This is a genomic window from Streptomyces sp. NPDC001292 (assembly GCF_042896465.1).
In the GTDB taxonomy this organism is placed as follows: Bacteria; Actinomycetota; Actinomycetes; order Streptomycetales; family Streptomycetaceae; genus Streptomyces.
Map to the genome: position 1 here is coordinate 13764 of NZ_JBIAXG010000015.1, position 25494 is coordinate 39257.

17 protein-coding genes and 2 pseudogenes are annotated in these 25494 nt (G+C 70.6%); 10 read left to right on the forward strand and 9 right to left on the reverse strand.

Going from position 1 to position 25494, the window contains the following annotated elements; genetic code table 11:
* The first annotated feature begins 265 nt into the window (after nt 1-265).
* Nucleotides 266-1324, forward strand: a complete 1059-nt coding sequence (locus ACFY4A_RS17740; protein WP_390830348.1) for a streptomycin biosynthesis protein — start codon at nt 266-268, stop codon at nt 1322-1324.
* A gap of 113 nt (nt 1325-1437) precedes the next feature.
* Here the strand turns inward: ACFY4A_RS17740 and ACFY4A_RS17745 are convergent, their stop codons facing one another.
* Nucleotides 1438-2544: an alpha-hydroxy acid oxidase gene (locus ACFY4A_RS17745; RefSeq protein WP_390830444.1), complete on the reverse strand. Its 1107-nt coding sequence runs from the start codon at nt 2542-2544 to the stop codon at nt 1438-1440.
* Between the two features lie 223 nt (nt 2545-2767).
* Nucleotides 2768-3868 carry a 4-hydroxyphenylpyruvate dioxygenase gene (gene hppD, locus ACFY4A_RS17750; protein ID WP_390830349.1) on the reverse strand — a complete coding sequence of 367 codons (1101 nt, stop codon included), beginning with the start codon at nt 3866-3868 and terminating at the stop codon, nt 2768-2770.
* Between the two features lie 236 nt (nt 3869-4104).
* Here hppD and ACFY4A_RS17755 point away from each other — a divergent pair, with 236 nt between their 5' ends.
* The 9 genes and pseudogenes from ACFY4A_RS17755 to ACFY4A_RS17795 form a co-directional block, all read left to right on the forward strand.
* Entirely contained in the window at nt 4105-5301 is a 1197-nt protein-coding gene (locus ACFY4A_RS17755; RefSeq protein WP_390830350.1) for a prephenate dehydrogenase, read from the forward strand.
* 93 nt (nt 5302-5394) lie between these two features.
* On the forward strand, nt 5395-8499 hold the full coding sequence (locus ACFY4A_RS17760) for an AAA family ATPase (protein WP_390830351.1): 3105 nt from the start codon (nt 5395-5397) through the stop codon (nt 8497-8499).
* 131 nt (nt 8500-8630) lie between these two features.
* The gene (locus tag ACFY4A_RS17765) at nt 8631-10868 is read left to right on the forward strand and encodes an aminotransferase class I/II-fold pyridoxal phosphate-dependent enzyme (RefSeq protein WP_390830352.1); all 2238 of its coding nucleotides are present in this window, start codon (nt 8631-8633) and stop codon (nt 10866-10868) included.
* Between the two features lie 143 nt (nt 10869-11011).
* The gene (dpgA, locus tag ACFY4A_RS17770) at nt 11012-12121 is read left to right on the forward strand and encodes a 3,5-dihydroxyphenylacetyl-CoA synthase DpgA (RefSeq protein ID WP_390830353.1); all 1110 of its coding nucleotides are present in this window, start codon (nt 11012-11014) and stop codon (nt 12119-12121) included.
* Nucleotides 12122-12135: 14 nt separating this feature from the next.
* Nucleotides 12136-12795, forward strand: coding sequence for an enoyl-CoA-hydratase DpgB (gene dpgB / locus ACFY4A_RS17775; RefSeq protein WP_390830354.1), 660 nt, complete (start codon nt 12136-12138; stop codon nt 12793-12795).
* Nucleotides 12792-14105 carry a (3,5-dihydroxyphenyl)acetyl-CoA 1,2-dioxygenase DpgC gene (gene dpgC, locus ACFY4A_RS17780; protein WP_390830355.1) on the forward strand — a complete coding sequence of 438 codons (1314 nt, stop codon included), beginning with the start codon at nt 12792-12794 and terminating at the stop codon, nt 14103-14105. Before dpgB ends, dpgC begins: the two co-directional genes overlap by 4 nt.
* On the forward strand, nt 14102-14911 hold the full coding sequence (gene dpgD / locus ACFY4A_RS17785) for an enoyl-CoA-hydratase DpgD (RefSeq protein ID WP_390830356.1): 810 nt from the start codon (nt 14102-14104) through the stop codon (nt 14909-14911). The genes dpgC and dpgD overlap by 4 nt, the downstream gene beginning before the upstream one ends.
* Before the next feature lie 96 nt (nt 14912-15007).
* On the forward strand, nt 15008-15820 hold the full coding sequence (locus ACFY4A_RS17790; protein WP_390830357.1) for an alpha/beta fold hydrolase: 813 nt from the start codon (nt 15008-15010) through the stop codon (nt 15818-15820).
* 242 nt (nt 15821-16062) lie between these two features.
* Nucleotides 16063-16338, forward strand: a pseudogene (locus ACFY4A_RS17795) (hypothetical protein); the annotation flags it as partial.
* Here the strand turns inward: ACFY4A_RS17795 and ACFY4A_RS17800 are convergent.
* From ACFY4A_RS17800 to ACFY4A_RS17830, 7 genes and pseudogenes are all read right to left on the reverse strand, one after another.
* Nucleotides 16274-16654, reverse strand: a pseudogene (locus ACFY4A_RS17800) (IS110 family transposase); the annotation flags it as partial. The pseudogenes ACFY4A_RS17795 and ACFY4A_RS17800 overlap by 65 nt on opposite strands.
* A gap of 1317 nt (nt 16655-17971) precedes the next feature.
* Nucleotides 17972-18913, reverse strand: coding sequence for a PIN domain-containing protein (locus ACFY4A_RS17805; RefSeq protein ID WP_390830358.1), 942 nt, complete (start codon nt 18911-18913; stop codon nt 17972-17974).
* A gap of 113 nt (nt 18914-19026) precedes the next feature.
* Entirely contained in the window at nt 19027-19899 is an 873-nt protein-coding gene (locus ACFY4A_RS17810; RefSeq protein ID WP_390830359.1) for a hypothetical protein, read from the reverse strand.
* A gap of 600 nt (nt 19900-20499) precedes the next feature.
* Nucleotides 20500-21660 carry an HNH endonuclease gene (locus ACFY4A_RS17815; protein ID WP_356307368.1) on the reverse strand — a complete coding sequence of 387 codons (1161 nt, stop codon included), beginning with the start codon at nt 21658-21660 and terminating at the stop codon, nt 20500-20502.
* Between the two features lie 133 nt (nt 21661-21793).
* On the reverse strand, nt 21794-23041 hold the full coding sequence (locus tag ACFY4A_RS17820) for a ThiF family adenylyltransferase (RefSeq protein WP_390830360.1): 1248 nt from the start codon (nt 23039-23041) through the stop codon (nt 21794-21796).
* 489 nt (nt 23042-23530) lie between these two features.
* Complete coding sequence (locus ACFY4A_RS17825) at nt 23531-24541, reverse strand: cyclic GMP-AMP synthase DncV-like nucleotidyltransferase (RefSeq protein ID WP_390830361.1); 1011 nt, start codon at nt 24539-24541, stop codon at nt 23531-23533.
* Nucleotides 24542-24698: 157 nt separating this feature from the next.
* On the reverse strand, nt 24699-24974 hold the full coding sequence (locus tag ACFY4A_RS17830; protein WP_390830362.1) for a helix-turn-helix transcriptional regulator: 276 nt from the start codon (nt 24972-24974) through the stop codon (nt 24699-24701).
* Nucleotides 24975-25494 lie beyond the last annotated feature (520 nt).

Genomic DNA, 25494 nt, shown 5'->3' on the forward strand with positions numbered 1-25494 from the left:
GTGTAGGGGTGGGCCCCGCCGCGCGGTCAGGGGTTACACCGTTCAACGGACGAATGTTAATTTCCCCCCGTCCTTCGAATGCATGTTCCGCAGGAATGTGCAGCGCCATTCGTCCTGGGGGGAGTAGAGGGCATTGGTAACGGGCTGGTTTCTGAAATTAGAGCCAGGGATGAGCAGAGGCGCCGTGGGAGGCCACGGCTTTCGGGAGATCTTCCCGGAGTCCAGGGATGCCGACGCGCTGTCCGCGAGTTCGTGAGGAGCTGGGGTGGCATCCGTGGAAGAGGGAATCAATCAGCAGCCCGTGGTGGAGGTCGAGCTGAGTTCGCTCAGACTCGCCGGCTCGCCGCGGCTCTCCGGCGAGCGACCCGAGCATGTGCACGTACTCGCGGCGGCGCAGAGCCCGCTGCCGCCCATCACCGTGCACCGGCCCACCATGCGGGTCATCGACGGTTTCCACCGTCTCAAGGCGGCCAGGCTGCGCGGTGAGGACCGGATCGCCGTCAGGTTCTTCGACGGCGACGAGGCCGAGGCGTTCGTGCTCGCGGTCCAGCTCAACGTCACGCACGGGCTGCCGTTGGCCCTGGCGGACCGCAAGCGCGCCGCGGAGCGCATCATCGTCTCGCATCCGCAGTGGTCCGACCGGAAGGTGGCCTCGGTCACCGGGATCTCCCCCGGGACCGTGGGCGACATCCGCAGACGGATCGTGCAGGGGGTGGAGTCCGACGTCCGGCGGATCGGCCGGGACGGCCGGCTCCGTCCCGTCGACGGCAGCGCCGGGCGCATGCTGGCCGGCGAACTGCTCGCCGAGAACCCGGAACTGTCGCTGCGTCAGGTGGCGCGGGCGGCCGGCATCTCGCCGGAGACGGCGCGGGACGTGCGCAACCGCCTGCGCAACGGCGAGGACCTGCTGCCGAGACAGCGCAGGCGGAAGCAGTCCGCCGCGGCGGGCGACGCCGTGGCGGGGAGCCCCGCGGTCGCGCAGGAGACGACGGCCGCCGACGGCGACGACGTCGTGCGGCGCAAGGAGTTCGGCGGTCTCGGCCTCGCCCAGCGGCCCGGCCGGCCGCGGGGAGTGCCGGTGCTCGACCGGGCTGCGCTCGTCACCCGGCTGAAGGCCGATCCGGCGCTGCGCTTCACCGAGACCGGACGCAACCTGCTGCGCCTGCTGGCCCTGCACAGCCTGCGCCGGGAGGAGTGGGACGCGATCATCAGCAACGTGCCGCCGCACTGCAGCGACATCGTCGCCGATCTCGCGCGGCAGTTCGCCGACCTGTGGTCGGAGTTCGCCGTGCGGGTGAAGGGGGACATGGCGCAGATCGGCTGAGGCGGCCGGGCCGTCCGAGCGTGGAAAGCGGACGGTTGGACGACCTGACGAAGGGGGCCTCCCGCCGGCATGGCGGGAGGCCCCCTTCGTCGTCGGTTCAGCGAGGCGTCGGTTCAGCGGACGGTGCGCAGCCGCGCCGCCGCGGCGACGCCGTCGCAGCCCGAGAGGCCCAGCGCGTCGCGGAGCTCCTCGGCCAGCAGGCCGAGCACCCGCGCCGCGCCGGTCTCCCCGGCGGCGGCCAGACCCCACATCAGCGGACGGCCGACCATGACGCCGGACGCGCCGAGGGAGAGGGCTCGGAGCACGTCGGTCCCGCTGCGGACGCCGCTGTCGAACAGCACCTCGCAGCGCCCGCCGACGGCCCGCACCACCTCGGGCAGCGCGGTGACGCTGGGCACCGCGCCGTCGAGCTGGCGGCCGCCGTGGTTCGAGACCACGACCGCGTCGACCCCGCAGTCCGCCGCGCGGACCGCGTCCTCGGGCGCCAGGACGCCCTTGAGCACCAGAGGAAGCTCCGTCAGCGCCCGCAGCTCCGCCACGGACGACCAGGTCAGCGCGGGGGAGAAGGACTGGGCGGTGTGGACGGCCACCGCCGAGGCGTCCGCCGCCCGCCGGTGCGCGGTGGTGTCCGAGGCCGTGAGGTTCGCCGCGCGCACCTGCGCGGGGAGCGCGAACCGGTTGCGCACGTCCCGGAGTCGACGTCCCATCCACGGGACGTCGACCGTGAGCACGAGCGCCTCGCAGCCCGCCCGCTCGGCCCGGCGGACCAGATCGAGGCGCTGCTCGGCGTCCCGCAGCCAGTACAGCTGGAACCAGACGCTCCCGCCGACCGCCGTGATCTCCTCGATCGGGACGCTGCTCAGCGTGCCCGCGGTGAACGGCACGCCGGCGGCCTTCGCGGCCCGGGCGGCGGCGAGTTCGCCGTCCGGGTGCACCAGCCGGTGGTACGCGACCGGCGCCACGGCCACCGGGAGGGCGGCCGGACGGCCGAGCAGCGTGGTGTCGGCAGCGACCCGCGAGACGTCCCTGAGGATCCGGGGGACGAGGAACACGCGGTCCAGGGCGGCGCGGTTGGCGTCGAGCGTCGTCTCGTCGCCGCTGCCGCCGGCGATGAAGTCCCGTACGCCGGGCGGCAGGACGCAGGCGGCGGCGCGCTCGAAGTCCGCCAGGCACAGCGCGGCCGCGGCCGCCTCGCGCGCCTCGGCCTCCCGCGCCTCCAGCCCGCGCGCCTCGGCCTCGCGCGCCTCCAGCCCGCGCGCCTCGGCCTCGCGCGCCTCCAGCCCGCGCGCCTCGGCCTCGCGCGCCTCCAGCCCGCGCGCCTCGGCCTCGCGTGCCTCTAGCCCGCGCGCCTCGGCCTCGCGTGCCTCTAGCCCGCGCGCCTCGGCCTCGCGTGCCTCCAGCCCGCGCGCCTCGGCCTCCCGCGCCGCCGTCCTGTGCGCCGGGTCAGCGTTCGAGGCCACGCTGGCCCGTCCTCTCCAGCTCCACCGCCTCGTACAGCGCCTTGATGTTCGAGCTGCCGAAGGTCTCCGCGCCCTGCCGCTCGATCACCTCGAAGAACAGTGTGTGCCGCGGGTGGGCCGAGGCCGTGAAGATCTGGAACAGCTGCCCGCCGTGGTCCTCGTCCGCGAGCACGTTCGTCGACCGGAGGTCCTCAAGACGTTGCTCGTCCAGCGCGATCCGCTCGCCCAGGAGGTCGTAGTACGCGGACGGGGTGGTGAGGAACGTGACGCCGCGGCGGCTCAGGGCGCGCACCGAGCGGACCGCGTCCGGCGAGGAGAAGGCGAGGTGCTGGACGCCGGAGCCCTGGTGGCCCTTGAGGAACTCGTCGATCTGGCCCGGATCCGCCTGCGGGTCGGGCTGGATGAGCGTCAGGGTCACACTGCCCGACGGGCTCTGCACGACCTCCGACTCCATCGCCTGCCGCCCGACGACGATGTGCTCCTCGAAGATCGACTCGAACCCGAGGACGTCCCGGTAGTACGCGACCGTGGGCGCCAGGTCGCCCGTGGTGAGGCAGACGGCGATGTGGTCGATGTCCAGCAGGCCCACGTCGTCCGGCCGTTCGTCGTCCGGGCGCAGCGCCGGCACGAAACCGGCGGGCAGCCCCGGCCCCTCGCCCGGGGCGCGCTGCACGAGGGTGTGGACCACGTCCCCGAAGCCCTCGACGACCGCCGTGACCTCGGGGCCGGCGCCGGCGTGCCGGGTCGGCCGGCGCCGGACGCGCGCGCCCTTGGCGGCCGCGGCGGCGAACGCGGCCGTCACGTCGGCGGTGCGCAGGGCGATGTCGGCGACGCCGTCGCCGTGGGCGGCGACGTACTCCGAGGCGGGATGCTGGTCCGAGGTCGCCTCGGTGAGCACCAGCGTGGTGAGCCCGTGGCGCAGGGCGAGGCTGCGGTGGTCCGCGGAGCCGCCTGGGCCGACCACCGTGAACGCGTACCGGTCGACCCAGTCGAGCGCCGCCGACTCGAGGTTTCCGACGTAGATCTCGACGTAGTCGATGGAGAGATCCCCGAGCGGATCCGCCACCTTCGATAAATCCCTCATGAGTGTCCTCCAGCCGGGAAAGGAACGGAGTTCCCGAACCTTAGGAGCCCGATTGCGGATCCGGCTATCGAGGGTGGCGTCAGCCGGGATGGACAGTGCGCGGGAAAGGATTTCGCCGGCGCTCCGGACTTCCGGTCGCTCTCTGGTGGACAACCCGGGCGGCCGCATAGGCTTGGCGCGCCTTTCTGTTGACGGCCGGTGGCCTTTCGAACGGGGTGATGTGGGGTATGCGCGCCATGGCGGTCATCGGAACGGGGCTGATAGGCACGTCGATCGGGCTCGCCGCGAGCCGGCAGGGGACGACGGTCTTCCTCTCCGACCGCGACCCGGTGGCCGCCCGCACGGCCGCCGCCCTGGGCGCCGGCCGTGCCGAGGACCCGGACAGGCCGGTGGACCTGGCCGTGCTCGCGGTGCCGCCGAGCCAGGTCGGCGGCGTGCTGGCCGAACTCCAGGCACGCGGGTTCGCCGACTGCTACACCGACGTGGCGAGCGTGAAGGCCGGGCCGGAGCGCGCGGCGCTCAGGCAGGCGCCCGAGCCGGCCCGCTACATCGGCGGGCACCCGCTGGCCGGACGGGAACGCTCCGGTCCGCTGGCCGCCCGCGCCGACCTGTTCCAGGCGCGTCCCTGGGTGCTCACCCCCTCCTCGCAGACCTCGGCCGCCGCGCTGCGCCGCGCTCGCGAACTGGTACTCCTCTGCGGCGCCGTGCCGGTCATGGCCCGGAGCCGGGCCCACGACGACGCCGTGGCGCTGACCTCGCACGTACCGCATCTGGTGGCCAGCCTGATGGCGGCGCGGCTGCGGGAGGGGCCGGACCGGCTGTCCCGGTTCGCGGGCCAGGGCCTGCGGGACGTCACCCGGATCGCCCGCGGCGACTCGCGGCTGTGGGGCGACATCCTCCAGTCCAACGCCGCCTCCATCATCGGCGTCGTCAGGGACCTGCACGCCGATCTGGGCCGGCTGCTCGCGGCCCTCGACGCGCTGGCCGAGCCGGAGGACGGCGACGGACCGGCGGACGGCGACGAACGGGCCGTCGGCATGCGGACGATGGTGGATCTGCTCGACCGGGGCATCGCCGGCCTCGACCGGCTCCCCGCCCCGGGCGCCGGCGGCACGGCCGAGGACTCCCGGGTCCGGGTGGCCGTCGCGGACCGCCCCGGTGAGCTCTCCCGGCTGCTGGACGCCCTCGCCGGCTTCGGCGTCGCCGCGGACGACGTGACCGTCGAGGACACCTCGCAGGGCGCGGTCGTCGGGCCCGCGGCCGTGCGACGGCTCACGCGCGGCGGACTGACGGTGCGGTTCGCCGTCGCCCCGCCCGTCGCCGACCGCGTGGTCGCCGAACTCGTTGCGGGGGGCTGGGCCGCTGGAGGGGAAGAGCGCCGAAGCGCCAGGCGGTACGGGGAGGCCCGGGCGCTCCCTGTTGTCCGTACCTGATCTTCCCTGTGGTCTGTACCTGATCGGGAATGGCCGATTCTCCATAACACGTGGCCCGAATTCGGCGCGGCCGGGTTCATCCGAATTCCCGGGATGTCCAAAAACCTCCGTGCCCGCCGTCCTTCGGTGGCCGAAAGCGGACCACGTTTCCCGGTGGCGACTCGCTACCCTGAAGGGTGGAGTGCCTTGCTCCACGCAACGGACTGGGCGCCACCCCCCATTGGCTCGGTCCTTGCAGGTCAGAAGCGTTGTTCGGCTTTCTTCCCGCCTCTTGGGCGGCTTGCAGAGTTCGGAGTTGAATTTTTTCGCGCCCGAGCGCGCACAGTACATACGGGGGTATCTGTGAGGCTCAGTGAAAGAGACGAAGAACACCATCTGCTCGACCGGCTGTACGGGGACTGCGCTCGCGGCAGGGGTGCGCTGGTCCTCGTGAACGGGCCCGTCGGCAGCGGCAAGACGGCGCTGCTCCAGGCGTTCGCCCAACGGACGGAGGAGTACGGGGGCCTGTTCCTGTCGGTGACGGCCTCGGCCAGCGAACGGCTTCATATGTTCGGCCTCGTCGACCAGTTGGCGACCGCCATGCGGGTCAGCGGCGTGGTCGCCGACCCCCTCGCCGCCGACGAGGTCGGCGTCACGGTGGCCGCGGGCGAGGCCGAGGAGAACCCGCTCGTCCCCCTCGGGCTGCTGCAGCGGATCAGACGCACCGTGTGCGAGCTCGCCGAGCGGCAGCCACTCGTCCTCGGCGTCGACGACGTGCACTTCGCGGACGAGTACTCGCTGCAGTGCCTGCGCTACCTGATCCGCCGGATCGACTCGTCCGCCGTGATGATCGTGATGAGCGAGAGCTCCTGCCACCAGCGGGAGCTGGCGACGCTGCACGCCGAGACCCTGAACCTGCCCCACTGCCACGGGATCCGGCTCGCACCGCTCGGCACGGCCGGCGTGGCCGAGCAGCTCGTCGAACACCTCGGCGGCCCAATTCCGCCCCAGGAGGTCGTCGAACCATGGGCGGCGGTGAGCGGCGGAAACCCCCTGCTGCTGCACGCCCTGATCGAGGACCGCCTGATGGAGGACGACCCGGCGCGCTGCGGCGGGTGCGGCGGCCCCGGCGCGCCGGCGCCGGGCGAGTCCTTCCGGAACGCGCTCCTGCGCTGCCTGCACCGGTGCGAACCGACGATGCTCGAAGCCGCGCGCGCCGTCGCCGTGCTCGGCGAGTCGGCCTCGCTGTCGCTGCTCGGCGACTTCCTCGGCGGCGACACCATGGCCGTACGCCGCAGCCTCGCCGATCTGAACGCCGCCGGCCTGCTGGCGAGCATGCGCTTCCGGCACGAACGGGCGCAGCAGGCCGTGCTGTCCGACATGGCGGCCGCGGACCTCGTCGCCATGCGCGGCCGCGTCGCCGTACTGCTCCACGAGTGCGGCGCCCCCGCCTCGGTGGTGGCCGACCAGCTCATGGCCACGCACGACGCGGTCCGGGCCGTCTGGCGGGTCGACATCCTGCGCGAGGCGGCCCGGGACGCCAAGCACTCCGGCGACCTCGCCCGGGCGGTCGAGTACCTGCGCCACGCGGCCGCGATCTGTGTGGACGAGACGCAGGAGGCGCAGGTCACCGCGGCACTGGCCGAGACCCAGTGGCTCGTCGACCCGGGCATGGCGACCCGTCACCTCCACCAGCTCGGCAGGCTGATCGTCGCCGGTCGGCTGACCGGCGACGAGGCCATGGTCCCGGTCAAACAGCTGCTCTGGCGGGGCGACTTCGCCGAGGCCGACGCCCTGCTGCGGATCGTCGAGGCCGGCGACGGCGGCGAGGTCGCCGGCCCGCCGAGGGGCGCCGCGGCGTCCGACGCCGCCACCGCGCGGAGCTGGCTGTCGTTCTGCTACCCGGGGCGGGCACGGTTCGCCTCCCCGGTCCACGCCGGCGGGGCGGCCGAGGACCGCCCGACGGACCACGGGACGGCCCGGCCCGGCACGCCCGACGCCTGGGCCGCGGGCGGCGCGGCGGGCCACCCGTTCGCCTCCTCGATCGGCTCCGGCCCGCTGTCCTCCCTGGCCTTCGTCCGTCTCGCGGTGAGCCTGTCCAGCGACGGGGACGGCGACGAGGGCCGCGGGGCCGACCGGGTGCTGCGCGGAACCCTCACCGGCAGTCCGCTGTCCGCGCGGCTCTTCGCGCTGGTGTCCCTGATCCACTCCTACCGGCTGGACGAGGCGCTGACCCGGTCCGCACGGATGCTCGAGGAGCCGCGGATCCGGCGCGTCCCCGTACGGCACGCGCTCCTGGAGACGATCAGGGCGGCGGCGGCCCTGCGCCAGGGCGACGCCGCGACGGCCGGGCGGTCCGCGCGCACCGCGCTGGAGGCCGTCACGCCCGCGTCCTGGGGCGTCGTCGTCGGCCTCCCGCTGGCCCTGGCCGTGGTCGCGGCGACCGAACTCGGCGATCACGACGCGGTCGTGCCGTACCTCAACCTGCCGGTCCCGCCGATCATGTTCGACACTCCCTTCGCGCTGCTTTACCTCCGGGCGTTCGGCCGCCACCACCTGGCCATGGGCCGCCCGGACACGGCGCTGACGAACTTCCGGTCGTGCGGCGAACTGATGGTGAGGTGGGGGCTGGACCGGACGGAGCTCGCGGACTGGCGCAACGACGCCGCCGCGGCGCTGCTCGCCATGGGCGACGTCGGGCAGGCGCGGGCGCTGGCCGAGGAGCAGCTCGACCTTCTCGGCGAGGGCCGCTCCCGGGCCCGGGGGATCGCGCTGCGCCGCCTGGCGGCCGCCGGTCCGGTGCGTGATCGTCCGCCGCTGCTCCACGAGGCGGTGCGCATCCTGGAGGCCTGCGGCGATCAGCTGGAACTGAGGCGGGCCGAGGCGGACCTCTCCGCCGCGTCTGCGGTGCTCGAACGCTTGGGGACCCCGGGCCGGGAGACCTCGTACCGGAACCTGCACATCGAGGCGAAGCCGGTCGGGGCGAGCGGGTCGGGCCCCGAACTGACCGAACTCACCGACGCCGAACGCCGGGTGGGCGCGCTCGCCGCATCGGGCTGCACGAATCGCGAGATCGCCGGCCGGCTGTTCATCACGGTCAGCACCGTCGAACAGCATCTGACCAAGATTTACCGTAAGTTGAAGGTCAGGAGCCGTTCCGACCTCCCGGTGACCCTCATGGAATTCTCGGACACCCCATGTTTCCCTCAGGGACGGTGAAAAGAAAAGACTCCGCGTCCAAGTGCGGAGTCCGAGCGGTTGGACGACGTTGTCGGAGCCGCCGGATTCGTGTGATCCTGACGGCGGAAATCCGAGCTCGGTAATTGACTGAAGCCGCACGGGGGGAATCCATGGCCGCACGGAGTCTCGACGACTATGCGCGCCTGGCGCGGGAAATCCTGGATTCCATTCCTTCGGAATTCCTGACGGCCCGGGAACGTGCGAGCGCCGGCAACCGGGAGGCCTTCGGGCGGACGGGGCTGCGGCAGGGCAGGTCCGGACAGCCGGGCCCGCCCGACACCGCGACGAAGATCCTCGGCCGCACCTGGCCGGCGCCCCTCGCCGTCGGCCCGCTGGCCGGACTGGTCCGGCCTGAGGACGAGCCCGACGTGGTGCTGGCCGCCGGCCCGGCCGGACTCCCGGTGGTGGTGAGCGCGTTCACCGGCCGGAGCCTCGCGGAACTCGCGGCGGCGGCCGGGGGCCCTGTGTGGCTGCGCGTCCCCGCCGCCCGGGACGTCGACGCGATGCGGCGCCTGGCGCGGAGCGCGGCGGCGGCCGGCTTCGAGGCCCTGGTGCTCACGCCGGATCCCGGTCCGTCCGCCGGGGACGGCGCCCGGCCGGACCTCGCCCGGCTCCGCTCGGTCTGCTCCCTGCCGCTGCTGGTCGCGGGGGTGCGTGCGGCCGCCGACGCGGTGGCCGCCCTCGAAGCGGGCGCCGACGGCCTCGTGGCCGAGGAGCTGGCCACGCTGCCGCAGGTCGCCAAGGCCGTCGCGGGCCGGGTCCCGGTCCTGCTGCACTGCGGCGTCCGGCGCGGCGCCGACGTCCTGGTGGCCCTCGCCCTCGGCGCCGACGCGGTGCTCGTCGACCGGCCGGTCCTGGAGGGCCTGGTCGTCGGCGGACGCGAAGGCGTCGCGGAGGTGCTGGAGGGTCTCGCCGGAGAGCTGCGGGAGGCGCTCGCCTTCACCGGAACCGGTTCGGCCGCCGAGGCCGGCCCGGACCTGCTCCGCACCGCGCACGGCGCCCCGCACAGCCCCGCGCACGGCCCCGCGGCCGCCGCCCCGCGGGCCGGCGGGGACGCCGAGCTGAGCAGGGCCGAGCTGCACGCCAGCGTGTCGGACCCGGTCCTGGACACGATGAACTTCCTCAACGAGGTCACCCACCGCTACCCGGACGCCGTGTCCTTCGCGCCCGGCCGCCCGTACGACGGGTTCTTCGACACCGAGGACGTCTTCACCCACATCCGCCGCTACCTGGACCACCTGGCCGAGCAGGGCGCTTCGGCCCGGCAGATCCGCACCGCCATGTACCAGTACGGCCCCACGGCCGGCCAGATCCGCGAGATCGTCGCCGACTCGCTGCGCGCCGACGAGAACGTCGACGTGCCCGCCGAGTCGATCGTGGTGACCGTCGGCGCGCAGGAGGCGATGCTGCTCGTGCTGCGCGCGCTCCTCTCCCGCCCCGACGACGTCCTGCTCGTCGCCAGCCCCTGCTACGTGGGCATCACCGGCGCGGCGCGACTGCTGGACCTCGCCGTCACGGCCGTGGAGGAGCGGGAGGACGGCTTCTCCTGCGCGGACCTCGAAGCGGCGATCCGGCGGGAGCGGGCCCGCGGGCGACGCCCCCGCGCCTTCTACGTGATCCCCGACCACTCCAACCCGTCCGGCACGACGCTGAGCCGCCAGACCCGAGCCGAACTGCTGGAACTCGCCGAGCGGCACGGGATCCTCCTCCTGGAGGACAGCCCGTACCGGCTGGTCAGCCCCGGGACGCCGCTGCCGAGCCTGAAGTCCCTGGACCGCGCCCGCAGCGTCGTGCACCTCGGCTCCTTCGCCAAGACCGTCTTCCCCGGCGCCCGGGTCGGCTTCGTCGTCGCCGACCAGCGGGTGGTGGACGACACCGGCCGGACCACCCTGCTCGCGGACGAACTCGCCAAGATCAAGAGCATGGTCACGGTGAACACCTCGTCGCTGAGCCAGGCCGCCGTGGCTGGCGCCCTGCTTGCCGCCGGCGGACGCGTCTCGGAGCTGAACGCCGAGGCCGCCGCGTACTACGGCGACGCGATGCAGGCCACGCTGCGCAGCCTCGACCGGCGCCTGCCCGCCGAGCGCCGGGCCGAGCTCGGCGTGCGCTGGAACGAGCCGACCGGCGGCTTCTTCCTCACGCTGCACGTCCCGTTCCGCGCGGACAACGAGGCGCTGACCCGGTCCGCGCAGGAGTTCGGCGTCATCTGGACGCCGATGTCGTACTTCTATCCGCAGGGCGGCGGCCACCACGGAATCCGGCTGTCCACCAGCTATCTGACGCATGCGGAGATCGAAGAGGGCGTCGCACGGCTCGCGCGCTTCATCGCGGCCCAGAGCGCCCGGTAACCGAACCTCGCACCAGTCCCGTACCGGCCCGGCGCCAGCCCGGCCGTCAGTCCCGCGTCTCCCAGAAGGGCGAAGCACGTGACGAACCGTACGACCGGCCAGAAACCGCGCAGCAAGCCGCGCATGTGGGGGTGGACCTTCCGGTGACCATCAGCATCGAACGACCCGTCGTCCCGGACCCGTTGACCTCCTTGCGTCCGCGCATCATCGGAGTGGGCACCGCCGCCTCGGCCACGTCCTACTCCCAGCAGGAGGTGCTCGACGCCTTCGAGATCACGGATCCCAAGATCGTCTCCGTCTTCGCCAACAGCGCGATCGACCGGCGCTTCCTCACCCTGCCCGAGCCGAACGACGAGGGGATCCGCGTCCCGGAGCCGCAGGGCGATCTCTTGGACAAGCACAAGGCGGTCGCCATCGAGATGGGCGCCGAAGCGCTGCACGCCTGCCTGAAGCGGGCCGGCGCCGAGCTGTCCGACCTGCGCCACCTGTGCTGTGTGACGACCACCGGCTTCCTCACCCCGGGCCTGAGCGCCCACCTCATCCGTGAGCTGGGCATCGACCGGCACTGCAGCCGCAGCGACATCGTCGGCATGGGCTGCAACGCCGGTCTGAACGCCCTGGGCGTCGTGTCCGGCTGGGCCACCGCGCACCCCGGCGAACTCGCCGTCGTCCTGTGCGCCGAGGCCTGCTCCGCCGCCTACGCCATGGACTCCACGATGCGCACCGCGGTCGTCAACAGCCTCTTCGGCGACGGCGCCGGGGCCATCGCGCTCGTCGCGGGCCAGGCGGACGAGACGCTGGACGAGCCGCAGGGCCCGAGCGTCCGCAAGTTCGCCAGCTGCATCATCCCCGAGGCGATCGGCGCCATGCGCTACGACTGGGACCGGGAGCAGGACCGGTTCAGCTTCTACCTCGACCCGCATGTCCCGTACGTCGTGGGCGCCCACGCCGAGATCGTCGTCGACCGGCTGCTCCAGGGCACCGGGCTGCGCCGCAGCGACATCGCCCACTGGCTGGTGCACTCCGGCGGCAAGAAGGTCATCGACGCCGTGATCGTCAACCTCGGGCTGACCCGCCACGACCTGCGGCACACGGTCGGGGTGCTGCGCGACTACGGCAACGTGTCCAGCGGGTCGTTCCTCTTCTCGTACGAAAGGCTCCTCGACGAGCAGGTCACGAAGCCCGGCGAATACGGCGTGCTCATGACCATGGGGCCGGGTTCCACGCTCGAGACGGCACTGGTCCAGTGGTGAGGGCAGGAGACAAGGTGAGCGAGACGCTGACGCTGACGATCGACGGGACCGAGCCGCTGACGCTCGCCTCGATCAAGGAGATCGCGGACCTCTGCGACCGTGCCGAGGACGGCGCCGCCGGCATCGTGACCGTACGGGTCGCCGGCGCCCCGGTGGACGGCTGGGCGGACGCCCTGGACGTCTCCCTGGTCACCAAGTGGGAGCGCGTGCTGCGCCGGTTCGAACGGCTGCCGGTGGCCACCGTCGCCGTGGCCTCCGGCGACTGCGGGGGCGCCGCCCTCGACGCCTTCCTGACCACCGACGTCCGCTTCGCCACTCCGGACGCCCGGTTCCTGGTCCCGCTGCACGGGGACGCCACCTGGCCGGGGATGAGCGCCCACCGGCTCGTCCAGCAGGCCGGCGCCGCCCGGGTGCGGCGCGCCGTCCTGCTCGGGCTGCCCGTCCGCGCCTCCGAGGCCCTGGACCTGGGGCTCGTCGACGAGCTGGCCGACGACCCGTCGGACGCGGTCGCGGCCACCGCGAAGCTGCTCGGCGGCCTGTCCGGGAAGGAGCTCGCCATCCGCCGTCAGCTCCTCTTCGACGCGGCGTCGACCAGCTTCGAGGACGCGCTCGGCCCGCACCTCGCGGCCTGCGACCGGACCCTGCGCCAGAGCGCCCCGGAGGTCGCCGCATGACGGCGGCCCCGGCGCAGGAGGGCGCCGTTGTCGGCGGCGCCCTCTGGGCGGCCCTGACCGAGGCCGCCGAACACGCCGACAAGGTCACGGCGGCGCTGCCCGCTCCCGGCGCCCGCGACCCGGAGCAGCGCGCCGAGGCCGACGCCGCGAAGAACGCCGCCCGCGCCCTGCGCGCCCGGTTCCTCGACGCCCACGCCGAGGCCGTGTACGACCGGCTCACCGACGGGCGCACCGCGAGCCCGCGGCTCCCCGAACTCGTCGCGGCCGCCGCGGACGCCTTTCCCGGGCTCGTGCCGTCCGCGGACCGGCTCGCGTCCGAGCGGAGCCGGCCCCAGGCGGACAAGGAGGGCCACGAGATCGACCAGGGCATCCTCCTGCGGGCCGTCCTGCGCTCCCCGGTCGCCGGCCCCCACCTGATGGACGCGATGCTCCGGCCGACGCCGCGCGCGCTGGGCCTGCTGCCGGAGTTCCGCCGCACCGGCGTCATGCAGACCGACTCGGTACGGCTGGAACGCCGCGACGGCGCCGCGCACCTGACGATGTGCCGGGTCGACTGCCTCAACGCCGAGGACGACCGGCAGGTCGACGACATGGAGACCGTCGTCGACCTGGCCCTGCTCGACCCGGACGTCCGCGTGGGCGTGCTGCGCGGCGGGGAGATGACCCATCCGCGCTACCGGGGCCGGCGGGTGTTCAGCGCGGGCATCAACCTCAAGAGCCTGCACGCCGGCGACATCTCGCTGGTCGACTTCCTGCTCCGCCGCGAGCTCGGCTACATCCACAAGCTCCTCCGCGGCGTGCTCGTGGACCACGACGGATCCTGGCACACGCCCACCGTCGAGCAGCCCTGGGTCGCGGCGGTGGACTCGTTCGCCATCGGCGGCGGCGCCCAGCTGCTGTACGTGTTCGACCACGTGGTCGCCGCCTCCGACGCGTTCCTCAGCCTGCCCGCCGCCAAGGAGGGGATCGTGCCGGGGGCCGCCAACTTCCGGCTCGGCCGGCACGCCGGCCCGCGGATCTCGCGCCAGGTCATCCTGCACGGCCGCCGGCTCATGGCGAGCGAACCCGACGCGCGGCTGCTCGTCGACGAGGTCACCGAGCCGGACGGCGTCGACGCGGCCGTCGAGCGGGCGGTGGAGCGGCTGGGGGCCCCCGCGGTGAATGCCAACCGGCGCATGCTCAACCTCGCCGAGGAACCGCCGGAGGAGTTCCGCCGGTACATGGCCGAGTTCGCCCTCCAGCAGGCCCTGCGCCTGTACGGCGAGGACGTCATCGACAAGGCTGGCCGGTTCGGCGGGGGCTCGTCGTGACGCAGGACGCCGACCGCCCCCGGGTGCGGTACGAGAAGAAGGACCACGTCGCGTACGTGACCCTCGACCGCCCCCGGGTCCTCAACGCCATGGACACCCGGATGCACGCGGAACTCGCGGACGTCTGGGACGACGTCGAGGCGGACGACGAGGTGCGGGTCGCGGTGCTGACCGGCGCGGGGGAGCGTGCCTTCACCGTCGGGCAGGACCTGAAGGAACGGGCCCGGCTCGACGCCGGCGGCAGCGCGCCCACGACCTTCGGCAGCCGCGGCCAGCCCGGCTGGCCCCGGCTCACCGACCGGTTCACGCTCTCCAAGCCGGTCGTGGCGCGGGTCAACGGCCTCGCCCTCGGCGGCGGCTTCGAACTGGCCCTGGCCTGCGACCTCGTCGTGGCCTCGGAGAACGCGGAGTTCGCGCTCCCCGAGGTGCGGCTCGGGCTGATCCCCGGTGCCGGCGGCGTGTTCCGGCTGTTCCGGCAGCTGCCGCAGAAGGTCGCCATGGGCTATCTGCTCACCGCCCGCCGGCTCGACGCCGCGACCGCCCTGCGGTACGGGCTCGTCAACGAGGTCGTCCCGGCCGGCCGGCTCGACGCCTGCGTCGCGCAGTGGACCGAGGACCTGGTCCGCGGCGCCCCGCTGTCGGTCCGCGCCATCCGCGAGGCCGCGCTGAAGTCCTTCGACCTGCCGCTGGAGGAGGCGTTCACCGCCCGGTACCCCTGGGAGGAACGCCGCAGGCGCAGCGGCGACGCGGTCGAGGGCCCGCGGGCGTTCGCCGAGAAACGCGACCCCGTCTGGTCGGGCCGCTGAACCACCGACTCCGGGTCCGCCGGTGAGCGTCCCCACGGCTCACCGGCGGACCCGGGCCTTCCATCCGACAGCCCGCACTCGAGGAGGGGCACGCCGATGCCGGTCATCCGGATCAACGGGATCAAGCTCAGCTACGACGACCACGGCGCCGGCGAACCGGTCGTCATGGTCACCGGAACCGGCGCCCCCGGCCGGATCTGGCGCACCCACCAGGTACCCGCCCTGAAACGCGCCGGCTACCGCGCGATCACCGTGGACAACCGCGGGATCGCGCCCTCCGACCTCTGCCCGGACGGATTCACCCTCGCCGACATGGCAGCCGACGTCGCAGGCCTCATCGAGCACCTCGGCGCGGCGCCGTGCCGCGTCGTCGGCTTCTCCCTCGGCGCGATCATCGTCCAGGAACTGCTGGTGGCCCGGCCCGAACTGGTCGGCCAAGCCGTCCTCATGGCCACCACCGGCCGTACCGACACCCTGCTCAGGGCCATGACGGCCGCCGACGTCGAACTCGCCGACAGCGGCATCCGGCTCCCGCCCCGCTACGCCGCCTATGTGCAGGCCCTGCAGAACCTCTCGCCCGAGACGCTCAGCGACGACGAACAACTCCAGGACTGGCTCGGGGTCTTCGAGATGTCCGGAGTCGACCTCTCCGCGGCGCGCGGACAACTGGGCCTGGAGCTGATTCCGGACCGGCTCCCGGAATACCGGAACATCGACGTTCCCTGCCTCGTCATCGGATTCGGCGACGACCTCATCGTCCGCCCCGCACTGGCCCGCGAGGTCGCCGCGGCCATTCCCGCCGCCAGGTACACCGAGATCCCCGGCTGCGGCCACTACGGCTACCTCGAGAAACCCGAAGCGGTGAATTCCGCGATCGTCGACTTCTTCGCCGGCGACCCGGAAGGGTGACCCTTTCCGCGGCGAAACCCTGCCGAAACCGAGTCCCTCGTACAAAGGACGTGCGCTGACGAGGTTCACGGCGCCGCGCGTCAACCGGTGAGGCAACCGGTCCGTCCAACCCCCGCCGGACCGGTCGCGCGGGCCGCGGGAGACTCGTTTCCTTCCGTAACCCGCCGGTGAAGGACCGGCTGGGCCGTTGCGTGGCGGCCCAGCCGGTCCGATCCGTCCCTGCCGCGCAGCGGGTCATGAACGGCAGCTCCTTCCAGAAGGCGCGCAACATCAGCTTCAAGGTCTACGACGCGACCGGCGGCAGCTCGCAGCAGGTCGCCGGCATCTGGCCGAGCCTGCTGACCCAGGACAACGGCTGCGCCGTGGCCAAGGCGATGCGGGTCGGCGGCGATTGGAAGCTCGAGGTGATCAATGTGACGGGGAAGATCAAGCAGGGCGACGAGCACGCCCTGATGCGCTTTCGTCGCCCGGCCGCAGCAAGCCGAGATCGCGGCGGACGCGGGCCTGGTCGGCGATGACGAATGCGTCCTTGGCGTCGGTCCTTCCCTCGCCTCGACAGGTGCCCGAGGCCCGGTGCACGGCCAGGCCGGTGAGGTAGGTGACAGGCTGATCGTGGTTGACCAGCAGGCCGATCAGCAGCGCGGCGCCGCCGTGATTGAGGTCGACGGCCCACAGTACATCCTGGGATATCTCCAGGACGTCGCCGATGACTTCGAGCAGCTCGGTCTCGTCGTTCTGAACCCGGCGGGACAGCAGACGTGTGCCTTCCGCATTGATCACGACGCAGTGGTGATGCGTCGTGCCGATGTCCAGTCCGGCCCAGATCTCCGGCACGTCCCCTCCGAGAGCTCGTCGTACATCGAATCCGCAGACGACCTCGCCTGATCTTCGCGGAGCCGCCACCACATGGGATGGCCTGCACGGGGCTGCGGCGAAGGAGAAGGCGTGACCCATGAGGTCTACCAACCGAGCGACTTGGTGGCTCTTCGAACTTGGTGGGGCATCAGCTGCCGGGGTGTGCCCCTCGCACCAGAGGACGCCCTGCCGAAGTGAGCGACGGCGCAGGTCGCCGTGGTGGAGTCGGCAGCAGCGGACAGCCGTGCGGCTGCGCTGCGCGACCAGGTAGTTGCTGACGCCCATCAAGTTCGAAGAGCCGACTTGGTGAGAGTGGGACCAGACCCGCTAGATTCACCCCGGCGATGTGACATCTCGTGACAGATGAGAGGCTCGGACGGGTGAGCGAGACACCACCGAACACCCTGCAATACCGCTTTGACGGGCCAGAAGACGCTCCGGTCCTGATCCTGGGGCCCTCACTGGGTACCACATGGCACAGGTTGTAAAGACCGTCCAGGGACGTCTACGCCAGTCCAGCGGGGGCATGAAAGCGCAGGTCAGAGCCTCCTGGTCCGGGAAGGGCCGCCCAGTTGGTGATTGCCGTGTGATACGCGGGTGATACGGCGAGGCCCCACCGGGGTCGGTCCTGACGAGATCTCTGCGCGGATCCGTGAGAGGGTGAAGCCGCACCGGCGTACTTCGGTGCGGCTTCTCTGTGAGTTCGAACGCGCTGGCGCGCACGATGCGGTCGGTGACTCGTGCGGTCCGTGTGCCTGTGACTCTTTCGGGTGCCTGATTTGCGATCGCACCCGCTCATCCGTCTGCACGAGGGGTGCGTACCCTCCCCAGCGCGATCGGGTCATGTGAGTGCGGGAGCAGGAACGGCCGGATCGACTAGGGCCCTTCTTATGGATCATCCATCCGCGAACCGGCTGCACGGATTTCGCGCTGCGCCTGAGCGAGACGACGCCGCAGGGCGACGCGCGACACCAGGACTCTCTCGCGGCTAACGGACGGTCCACATGTCCAGGACTGCATCCTGGAACGACGAGTGCTATGCCGTGGCCGCCAGTCTGCGCCACTTCCTTGAGCAACTTCGCGATGTCATAGGTCAGTTCGCCGCCACAGGGCACCCGGGAGTCTCTGAACTTCATGCACCGCCTGTCCACACACGTCTTCCGTGGCTTCGCGGAACCGCGGCCAGAGCCTTGAAAAACGGTTCTGACCGCGGCGCCGTGAACGATCTACTCGGAGGCACGGGCCGATGAAGCACCGGTCGTAGCCGTCACGGAAGGCCGCGGTCCCAAGGCGGGACTACGTGTCGTCACCGTCCTCGGGGACGTCGACGCTGATACTCGCGAGATTCGCCTCTCGGTGCTTCGCACCGAAGCCGTCCTCGGGGATCAGGTACTTGTCCGGTGGGAAGCCCCAGGGCAGGCACCAGGTCATGGCCTTGCCGCGCATCCCGTTGTCGCGCGTGATGACGGTGATCTGACGCGGTGCTATGGCCTGCTGCAGGTGGGCCGCGCGGGCCACGGCTTCGTCGTCGTTGTTCGGCAGGCGTCGGTGCCCAAGCTCGTCGCGTAGGACCTGGACCTCGGTGCCGTCGTGCAATTCGAAGCGACCTTCGGTGGACAGCCCCTTGAGGACGTCGCCCAGCAGCTCGTAGACCCCGCGCGCCCGTTTCCTGATCTTCTCGCTGCCCTCGGAGTAGGACTTGGTGTCGATCTCTTCCACCACCACGTGCGGGATCACCAGCGTCGCCGGGCCCTTCCCGCACACCCGAGACCACGGGATTTTGTCGAAGCGCTGACAGTGCAGCAGGGTGTTCGCGTCCACGACCAGCACACGCTGCCGGTAGCTGCGGTACTCCTCCACGGTCTGCCGCATCTGGTTCTGCAGTTCCATGAAGTACGTCGCCAGCTCGTCCAACTCCCAGTGCAGCAGCAGCGCGGTTCGGTAGGGCGTCAGGGGGCTGTGCACGATGTGGCTGTAGTGCTCGCCGCGCAGCCGCGCTGGCACCGCCGGGTCGGCGAAGACATCCGCCAGTTGCCGGGCGGTCGTCGCGGTCCACTCGGTGTACTGCCGTAGCGTCACGACCAGGTCGGGCCCGGCCAGCTTCGAGGGTTCCACACCCGCCAGCATCGGCTGGGCGAAGTTCGGGACGGAGTTGCGGACGTCGTTGAGGGCGCCCCGGACCAGGTCGTCCAGGAACCTGATCGCCTTCTCGCAGGTGACCCCGGGCCGCAGCAACATGGACGACTCCCTTGCTTCTCGGGCTGCCGCACCCTTGCGGGCGACTTCGCCAGCCACATCGTGGCAGCCGATCCCGGCAGACGGCCACCGAGATCCGCGAGCCTTGACAGCGATCAGGGCTGAGTTGGTTCGCTGGCCGAGCCTCTAGCCCCTCGCGCACCAAGGCTCTGCAGCGCGACGTCCTCTGCCGGCATGGTGTGAGTGCCAGTGAGGTCGTCGACCACGGCGAGGTCGAGTTCGGCGGCACGCTCCCACATGTACATCTGCTGCTCAGGGGTCAGGCCCAGCGCCTCGTCAGAGGCGATGAGTTGGAGAGCGGCGGCGGCTAGTCCTGGCGCAGCCGCAGCCGCCGCCACGGCCTGGCGCATGGCCTCGTCGGCGGCATCGGCCGCAGGCAGGTCCGCGGCGTAGCGCGCGGCCATCCCGTGGACCTCGACCGCCCGAGCGCTGATCCGCTCCAGGGCGGCGTTCACGCAGGCATCGCCTTGGTCGGCGCGCAGCACGGGGTCCACCCGGTGGTGGCCCGCGGTCGCGGCGGCCGGTCGCGGCGGTACGTGCTCGGGACCGGATTCCTGGGCGAGCTTGGGGTGGGTGGCTGCAGCGACCCTCGGTGAGCGGCTGCGCAGCTTGTCCACGCGTTGGCGCATCCAGGCGTTGACACGAGGGCGGGCGGTGGCGTAGCCGCGGGCTGCCGCGTCAAAAGCGAGGTCCCCCAACCACTGGACCACCTCGCGGGCGAGCAAGTCCGCGAGGTAACGGAGGAACTCGTCGTCGTGGGACCGGTGGTCGTAGCCGTCCTGGTAGCCAGCGGCGTACCGGTCGGGGGCGTCAAAGAGTTCGGCCTGGCCGATGAGCGAGTTGTCCCGGTCGTCGCGTACGTTGCCGCGCATCCCGTTGGAGGAGGCGCGGGAGCAGTCGAGGTGGGTGCCGGCGGGATACACGGCCACCACCAGCCTGCGGTTCGGCGGCCGTTCGTTGTCAGACATGGAAGCACTGTAGGAGGCGGCACTGACAACACGGGGGCGAAGCCACCATCGCGTGAGTGACGCCGAAGGCGCCCTTGGCGGGGAGCCCCGGCTGGACACGGGGGCGGCGGGCGACTCCGCCACCTCAGAACACTGCCGTCTTCCGATCGGGAGCAAGAGCTCGGCAGGCCAAGCCAGAAATCCAAGATCATTCACCAAATCGCGGCCAGAACCGAATTGTGGCATCGCTACACGCCGCTCGTTGCCGGACGCTGTCCGCAACCCGGAACCTGACCGGGGGCCAGGGCGTCGTGCCACAATGCAGTTCAGGCGACTTATTGTAGGCCCCCGCTATAGGGGCTTGAGAGGCGACCGGGCTTCGCGGGCTGTACGAGGCGTCAATCCTGCGAGGGAACGCGACGGTTTGCCGCGACCGGTGCGCTCTCGCGGCGACGCCCCAGGAGCAGCACGGAGTAAGGCAAGTGCTGCCCCTTGTGGAGTCGTAGTCGCTTACGTAACAGTTGGCGGAACTCGGCGGTCACGGTGCTGCAGGTCCTGATCGCACGGGCAGTTGGGGCACGCAATCATTGCTGCAGGCTTTTGCCGCCTTGTGCGTGATCGTCAAGAGATGCGCAACGCTGCCGTGTACTGGCCGGCGGTGCGGTCATAGATGACCAGGTCGGGGTGAACGTTGGCATCGTGGACACGGCCGAGCGTCACCGCAGCTGACACGGGGATAGCTGCCAGTATGTGCAGTCGTCGTAGGTTCTTGTGGTTGGCCTCCAGTTCGGAGAGCAGTTTCCGGAGCACCGTAGTGAACTCGTTGAGCGTGGGAACGGAATTGATTACGTCGACGGACGGGGTGACGTCGTACGGGTGAATCGTCCAGCACGGAAGCAGGGCAAGCTGTTGGGGTAGCTCTTCTGCCTGGATCGATCCGGAGATGTTCAATATCAGCACTCCGTCAGAGGCGTCAGGGGCAGGAGAGAGAGGCGGCTCGGTGACGAAGCGCACCATCCGGTCCGTCGTGTCGGGCCAGGACCAGGATTCTGTGCTGCGGTGCCGTTGGTAGATGGAGACGGTGAATGTGTCGTCCAAGCGGGAGCCGAAATAAGCAAGCAGTGGCAAGCGCGCGAAGGCGAAGGCACTCACGTGGTGCACTGAGTCCTCACGCAGCGCTTCCGCCAGCTTGTGTTCCAGGACCCGATCGATTTGCTGCTGGCACTGTTCCCAGTACGCTGGCCCGCCGGCCTTCTCACCGGGTATGCGTCGTAGATCGATCTCGAAGCCGTCGCCGTGCAGGCTGAGGGGGAAGTCGGGGAATCGCTCTTCGGAGCGGATGACGGCCTCGGCGGCAGTGGGCTTGGTGAGTTCGACTTCCTGACCGCGAACTTGTCCGATCAGCCGGATTACCACGGTGCCGGTTTCCGGGTTAAGAGCGGTCAGCCGCCGGATCCACTCCTCCCGATCGCGCTTGATGCGCCGGAGCCGTTCGACCGTCATGACGTCGAGAGAGCCCTTGCGGTCGATTTCGTTATGCTCGCCGCGGCACAGCAGCATGAGGTTGTCAGCCAGGTCGCGCTGGTCCTTCGGGAGGGGGTCCATGCCGCGCGGTGACTTCGGCGTTGCGTCCTGCCCCACGATGTGGGCGAGCTCTCCGAGGGTGAAGTCCTGATAGGTGAGTTTTCCCTCGAGAAGGTAGGTTCCGCAAAGTTCACATCGTCCGCCGGCGCGGACCCAGACCTTGAGCCGCTCGACGTCGGGGATGGACTTGCGTGCCACAGGTCGACTCCTACTGGCGCAGGCGGGGGTTGAGTGTGTCGTGGGCCTTGGTTCGGGGACACCGGTCTGTTGCTGTGGTGCCGTGCAGCGGAAGTATGGGGTATGGGCGCTCGGTCTGGCCGCACCGGCCCGGCTAGGGGACATGGGGAACGTAGTGATGATGCGGTCCGCTGCGGGCGTGTGGAAGAGCGACCAGGTGGGTTCCCGACTTCGACGCGGCCAGCTGCATGCCGAGAAACGTGGTGAGCGTGGCGGCGACGGCGGCGAGGTCGGCTGAGGATCCGTGGAAGGTGGGAACGGAGCAGCCGCGGGTCGGTATGAGTTCGTCGTCGGGCTCTGCTTCTTGCCACAGGGCGTGGTACAGCTCGAGTTGGTGGTCGTCAAGTACCGAAAAGCCAGCCAGGGAGTCCAAGCTGTGGGGGCCTTGGAGGGTTCCCGGTGCGCAGACGGTGAGGATGCCAAGTGTCCCGGTGCGGGTGTCTGTGGCGATCTGGGCGAGGGTTGCCTTGCGGTTGGGTGTGCGGGCGAGGACATCGAGGCATTGCCCGATGGCCAGGCTGACCGTGGCGTCGATCACGAGGTCGGCGTGGTTCATGATCTGTTCGGCGCCCTCGGGGACGAGGCCCTCAGCGATGTCGACGGTCAGGCGGTCGTCGATGTTACGCAGTCGGTCAGCCAGTGCGGCGGCCTTGGCCGCGCCGAGGTCGGTCTCGAGGAAGTTCTGCCGGACGAGCAGCCCGCCGGTGACGACGCTGGGGTCGCACAGCGTGATGCGTGCTGCTCCTGCGCGTGCGATGAACTCGGCGGTCCAGGATCCGATGCCTCCGCAGCCCCAGATGTGGATGTGCTTGTTCTGGTAGCTGTTGACGGGGCGGTTGTCGTCGCGGCGGGTTGTGACGGCATGCCGTTCGTCGGACACTCGGCACCACTCGATCGGGAGGGCCGGGTTGACCGCGCTGGGGGTGAGAGTGCTCAGGCAACCGGGCTGGCGCCTTGCGAGGCTGCGGAGTTCGTTGGCGGCGCTTGCGGGGATTCGGCCCGCGAGCAGGTGGGGTGGGCCGCTGGCGGGGTGGGGTACGGCCAGGAGGAGGTATTGGGGTGTGTCCTCAGCGTTTCTCACCACGCTGGTCGCGAGGGAGGTCAGCACGGCCGGCGCGAACGGCCTGGCGGTGGGGGCACGGCTGGCGAGTGGCGCATCGATCTGCTGGAGGAGTTCGACGAGTGTGGTGCCGGCTCCCATTGGCAGGGGCGCGGGGAGGATGATGACCGGCAGGCGTGCCGTGGGAGGTTCTTGTGGAGTGAAGGTGAGGTCCAGGCGCTGAGCGGTCCTTGGGATCAGGTATCCGGCCTGGACGCACTTTCCGAGCACGGGTTCACGCACAACGATGGTGGGTGTTCCTGCGGACTGATGCAGGACTCCGCCGACCGCGTGATAGAGGGCGGTTGAGGCGTTGAACCGGTTGCCGGCGGCATCGCCGAGCCAGGCCCACAGGCGGTTTAGGCTGGAGCGGATGCCGCCTGCCGGGTTCCATTCTCGCGGCGGGTCCAGGTACAAGCACAGCCGGTGGCCCTGCAGGACGGTATCCGATGAACCGGTTGTGCGTGACGTCGACTTGTGGGGGGAGTAGCGGGGAGGACGAGACGCTGAGAACGAACCGCTCGCGCGGCTGAAGCTGAATCCCTCCCTCCACCGAGACGGTCCCCCTCGTGTCGATCTCGATCGTGATTGCCAGGGCGCCGTCGTCCGTACGGTCAGGCACTCCCACCACGCGCAGGGTGTCCGGCTGCTCGGCGCCGATCGCGCGGAGATCCGCGAGCGCCTGTCTCTGCCACGGTGTGGGAGCGCCGAACCGCCCGGGCTTTCGCTTGCTCATCCAGCGCGCCCCGACCGCCCCGTCGTCGTCACGGCGGCCACGGACGCGGCCGCGGCGGGGAACTTCGCGCTGCTCTGCTGGGCGTCGGGCTCCTTGAAGCCGGTGCCGAACAGACCCTGCCACAGCTCGATGCTGGTCTCCTTGTCCGCATGGTGGTAGGCAGCCTCGATCTCCTCCGTGTGCACACGGATCCGCTCGCGGAAGTAGGCGTAGGTGTCCTGGGTCCAGCGGTGGTCAAACGTGACGCCCGACCCGGAGGGGTCGGCGATGGACGGCTTGTTGGGGTTGGCCTGCAGGTAGGTGTTGAGGTCCTGGACCAGGTGGAGCAGGGTCGTGGGGACGTTGGCGTAGTAGCCCGGATCGATCAGCGTCTTGGTGTCGCTGACCTGGTTTCCGAGCAGAGTCGTGAGGATGATCGACCGGGTTCCGGTGAAGGAGTTCTTGTGGTCGCGCAGGTACTTCAGCAGCCGGATGACCCTGCGCAGGTTCCCGCCGGTGATGTCGTCCTGATTGCGCATCCAGGCCGTGAAGCCCTCGGGGTCCGTCGCCTCCCAGCAGTTGTCGTCCCGGTTGACGATGACCTCGCGGCCGTCGCTGAGCTGGACGTACGGGACGATGTCCACGTGCATCAGGTTCTTGTATTCCAGACGCACGCAACGGCACTTGCGCGAGTGCGGCATCTCGCGGTAACGGCTGTGGCGGTCCAGTGCCGCGTAGACCTTGTCGATGTAGGTCTTGGGGCTGCCGTGCCAGTCCGGGTTCTCCTCCATCAGAAGGAGAAAGTCGGCATCGAACTCCTTGTCGCCGACCGGGTTGATGATGGTTCTCTGCGCCCACGAACCCTGAGGGATCTTGTCGAGGACGAGGTGTCCGATCTCCTCGTCTGCCTTGAGGGCTCGGTAGACACTGTCCACTCGGTTGTCGAGCATGTCGAGCTGGAGCCGGCTCAGGTTGACCGTGTCCGTGAGGAGCGTGTTGAAACAGGTGGTGAGCTGCACTGGCGCCATCCCGTAAATCGTCTTCACCGAAGATGATGACACCGTAGCGTGGGGGTACGACAGCGACGGTGACACGGCTGGCCAGCCTGCCTTCAGAGCGGGGTAGTGAAAGGGCGCGTTTGGAACGACGAAGCTCCGCCGGAAGCGGAGCCTCATCGAAGCTGGCTTAGGGCGTGGGGCGGCATCCGGCGCGCGCATCGTTATACTCCGGATCTCCGCTTTCGAGGACGCGGAGTAGAGACGCCGTGACAACACGCGTCTTACGGCCGATGCGTAGCACACGGCACGGAAACTGCCCGTTGCGGATCAGGTCGTATCCCTTGGCCCGTGAGAATCCCAGCGCCTTTGAGGCGTCCTCCACGCTCCCCGTTCCGTCCCAGGTGGCGCGGATGTGAGCGGGGCTATAGCGAGGGCCCAGAGTCTCTTCGATCTGCGTGTGCATTCCGATTACTTTCGTCTTGGCGGGCAGCCCGTGCCGGGCCTACGGACACCGCATGCGCCGGTCATCGCGGTGACCGTCAATACTCCGCGTTATCGCCGGTTTGGCTAACCGGCGATTTGGGGCTATGTTGCCTCGCTCGCCGTGGAGGGGCTCACTCTGACAGCGTGAGGCACGATGCCGGAGAGTAGTCGGCAGAGTCCAGCACTTGACTGTATTGCCCAGCACTGTGACGAACGGTTACCACGGATGAGTTGAGTGTTGCCTAGGTCACAGTTCGCTCCGTTGCGCGACTGCAGGTCAATTGGGGTCTGGCTCTTCGGAGTCAGGCCCCTCAATTTTCACCGTGCTGGATAGGTGCTGGATTTCCTGACCCCTCGTCATTTGCCGTCAACTCCGCATCTCCTGTCGTGTGCTGGATTCGTGCTGGACGCCGACGAATCACGGGTACCACCGGCCTGCGTGCTGCGCGCCGGGGCAGCTGACCCAGTCGATCGGGCATCCGGCACACCTTCTTCACGTG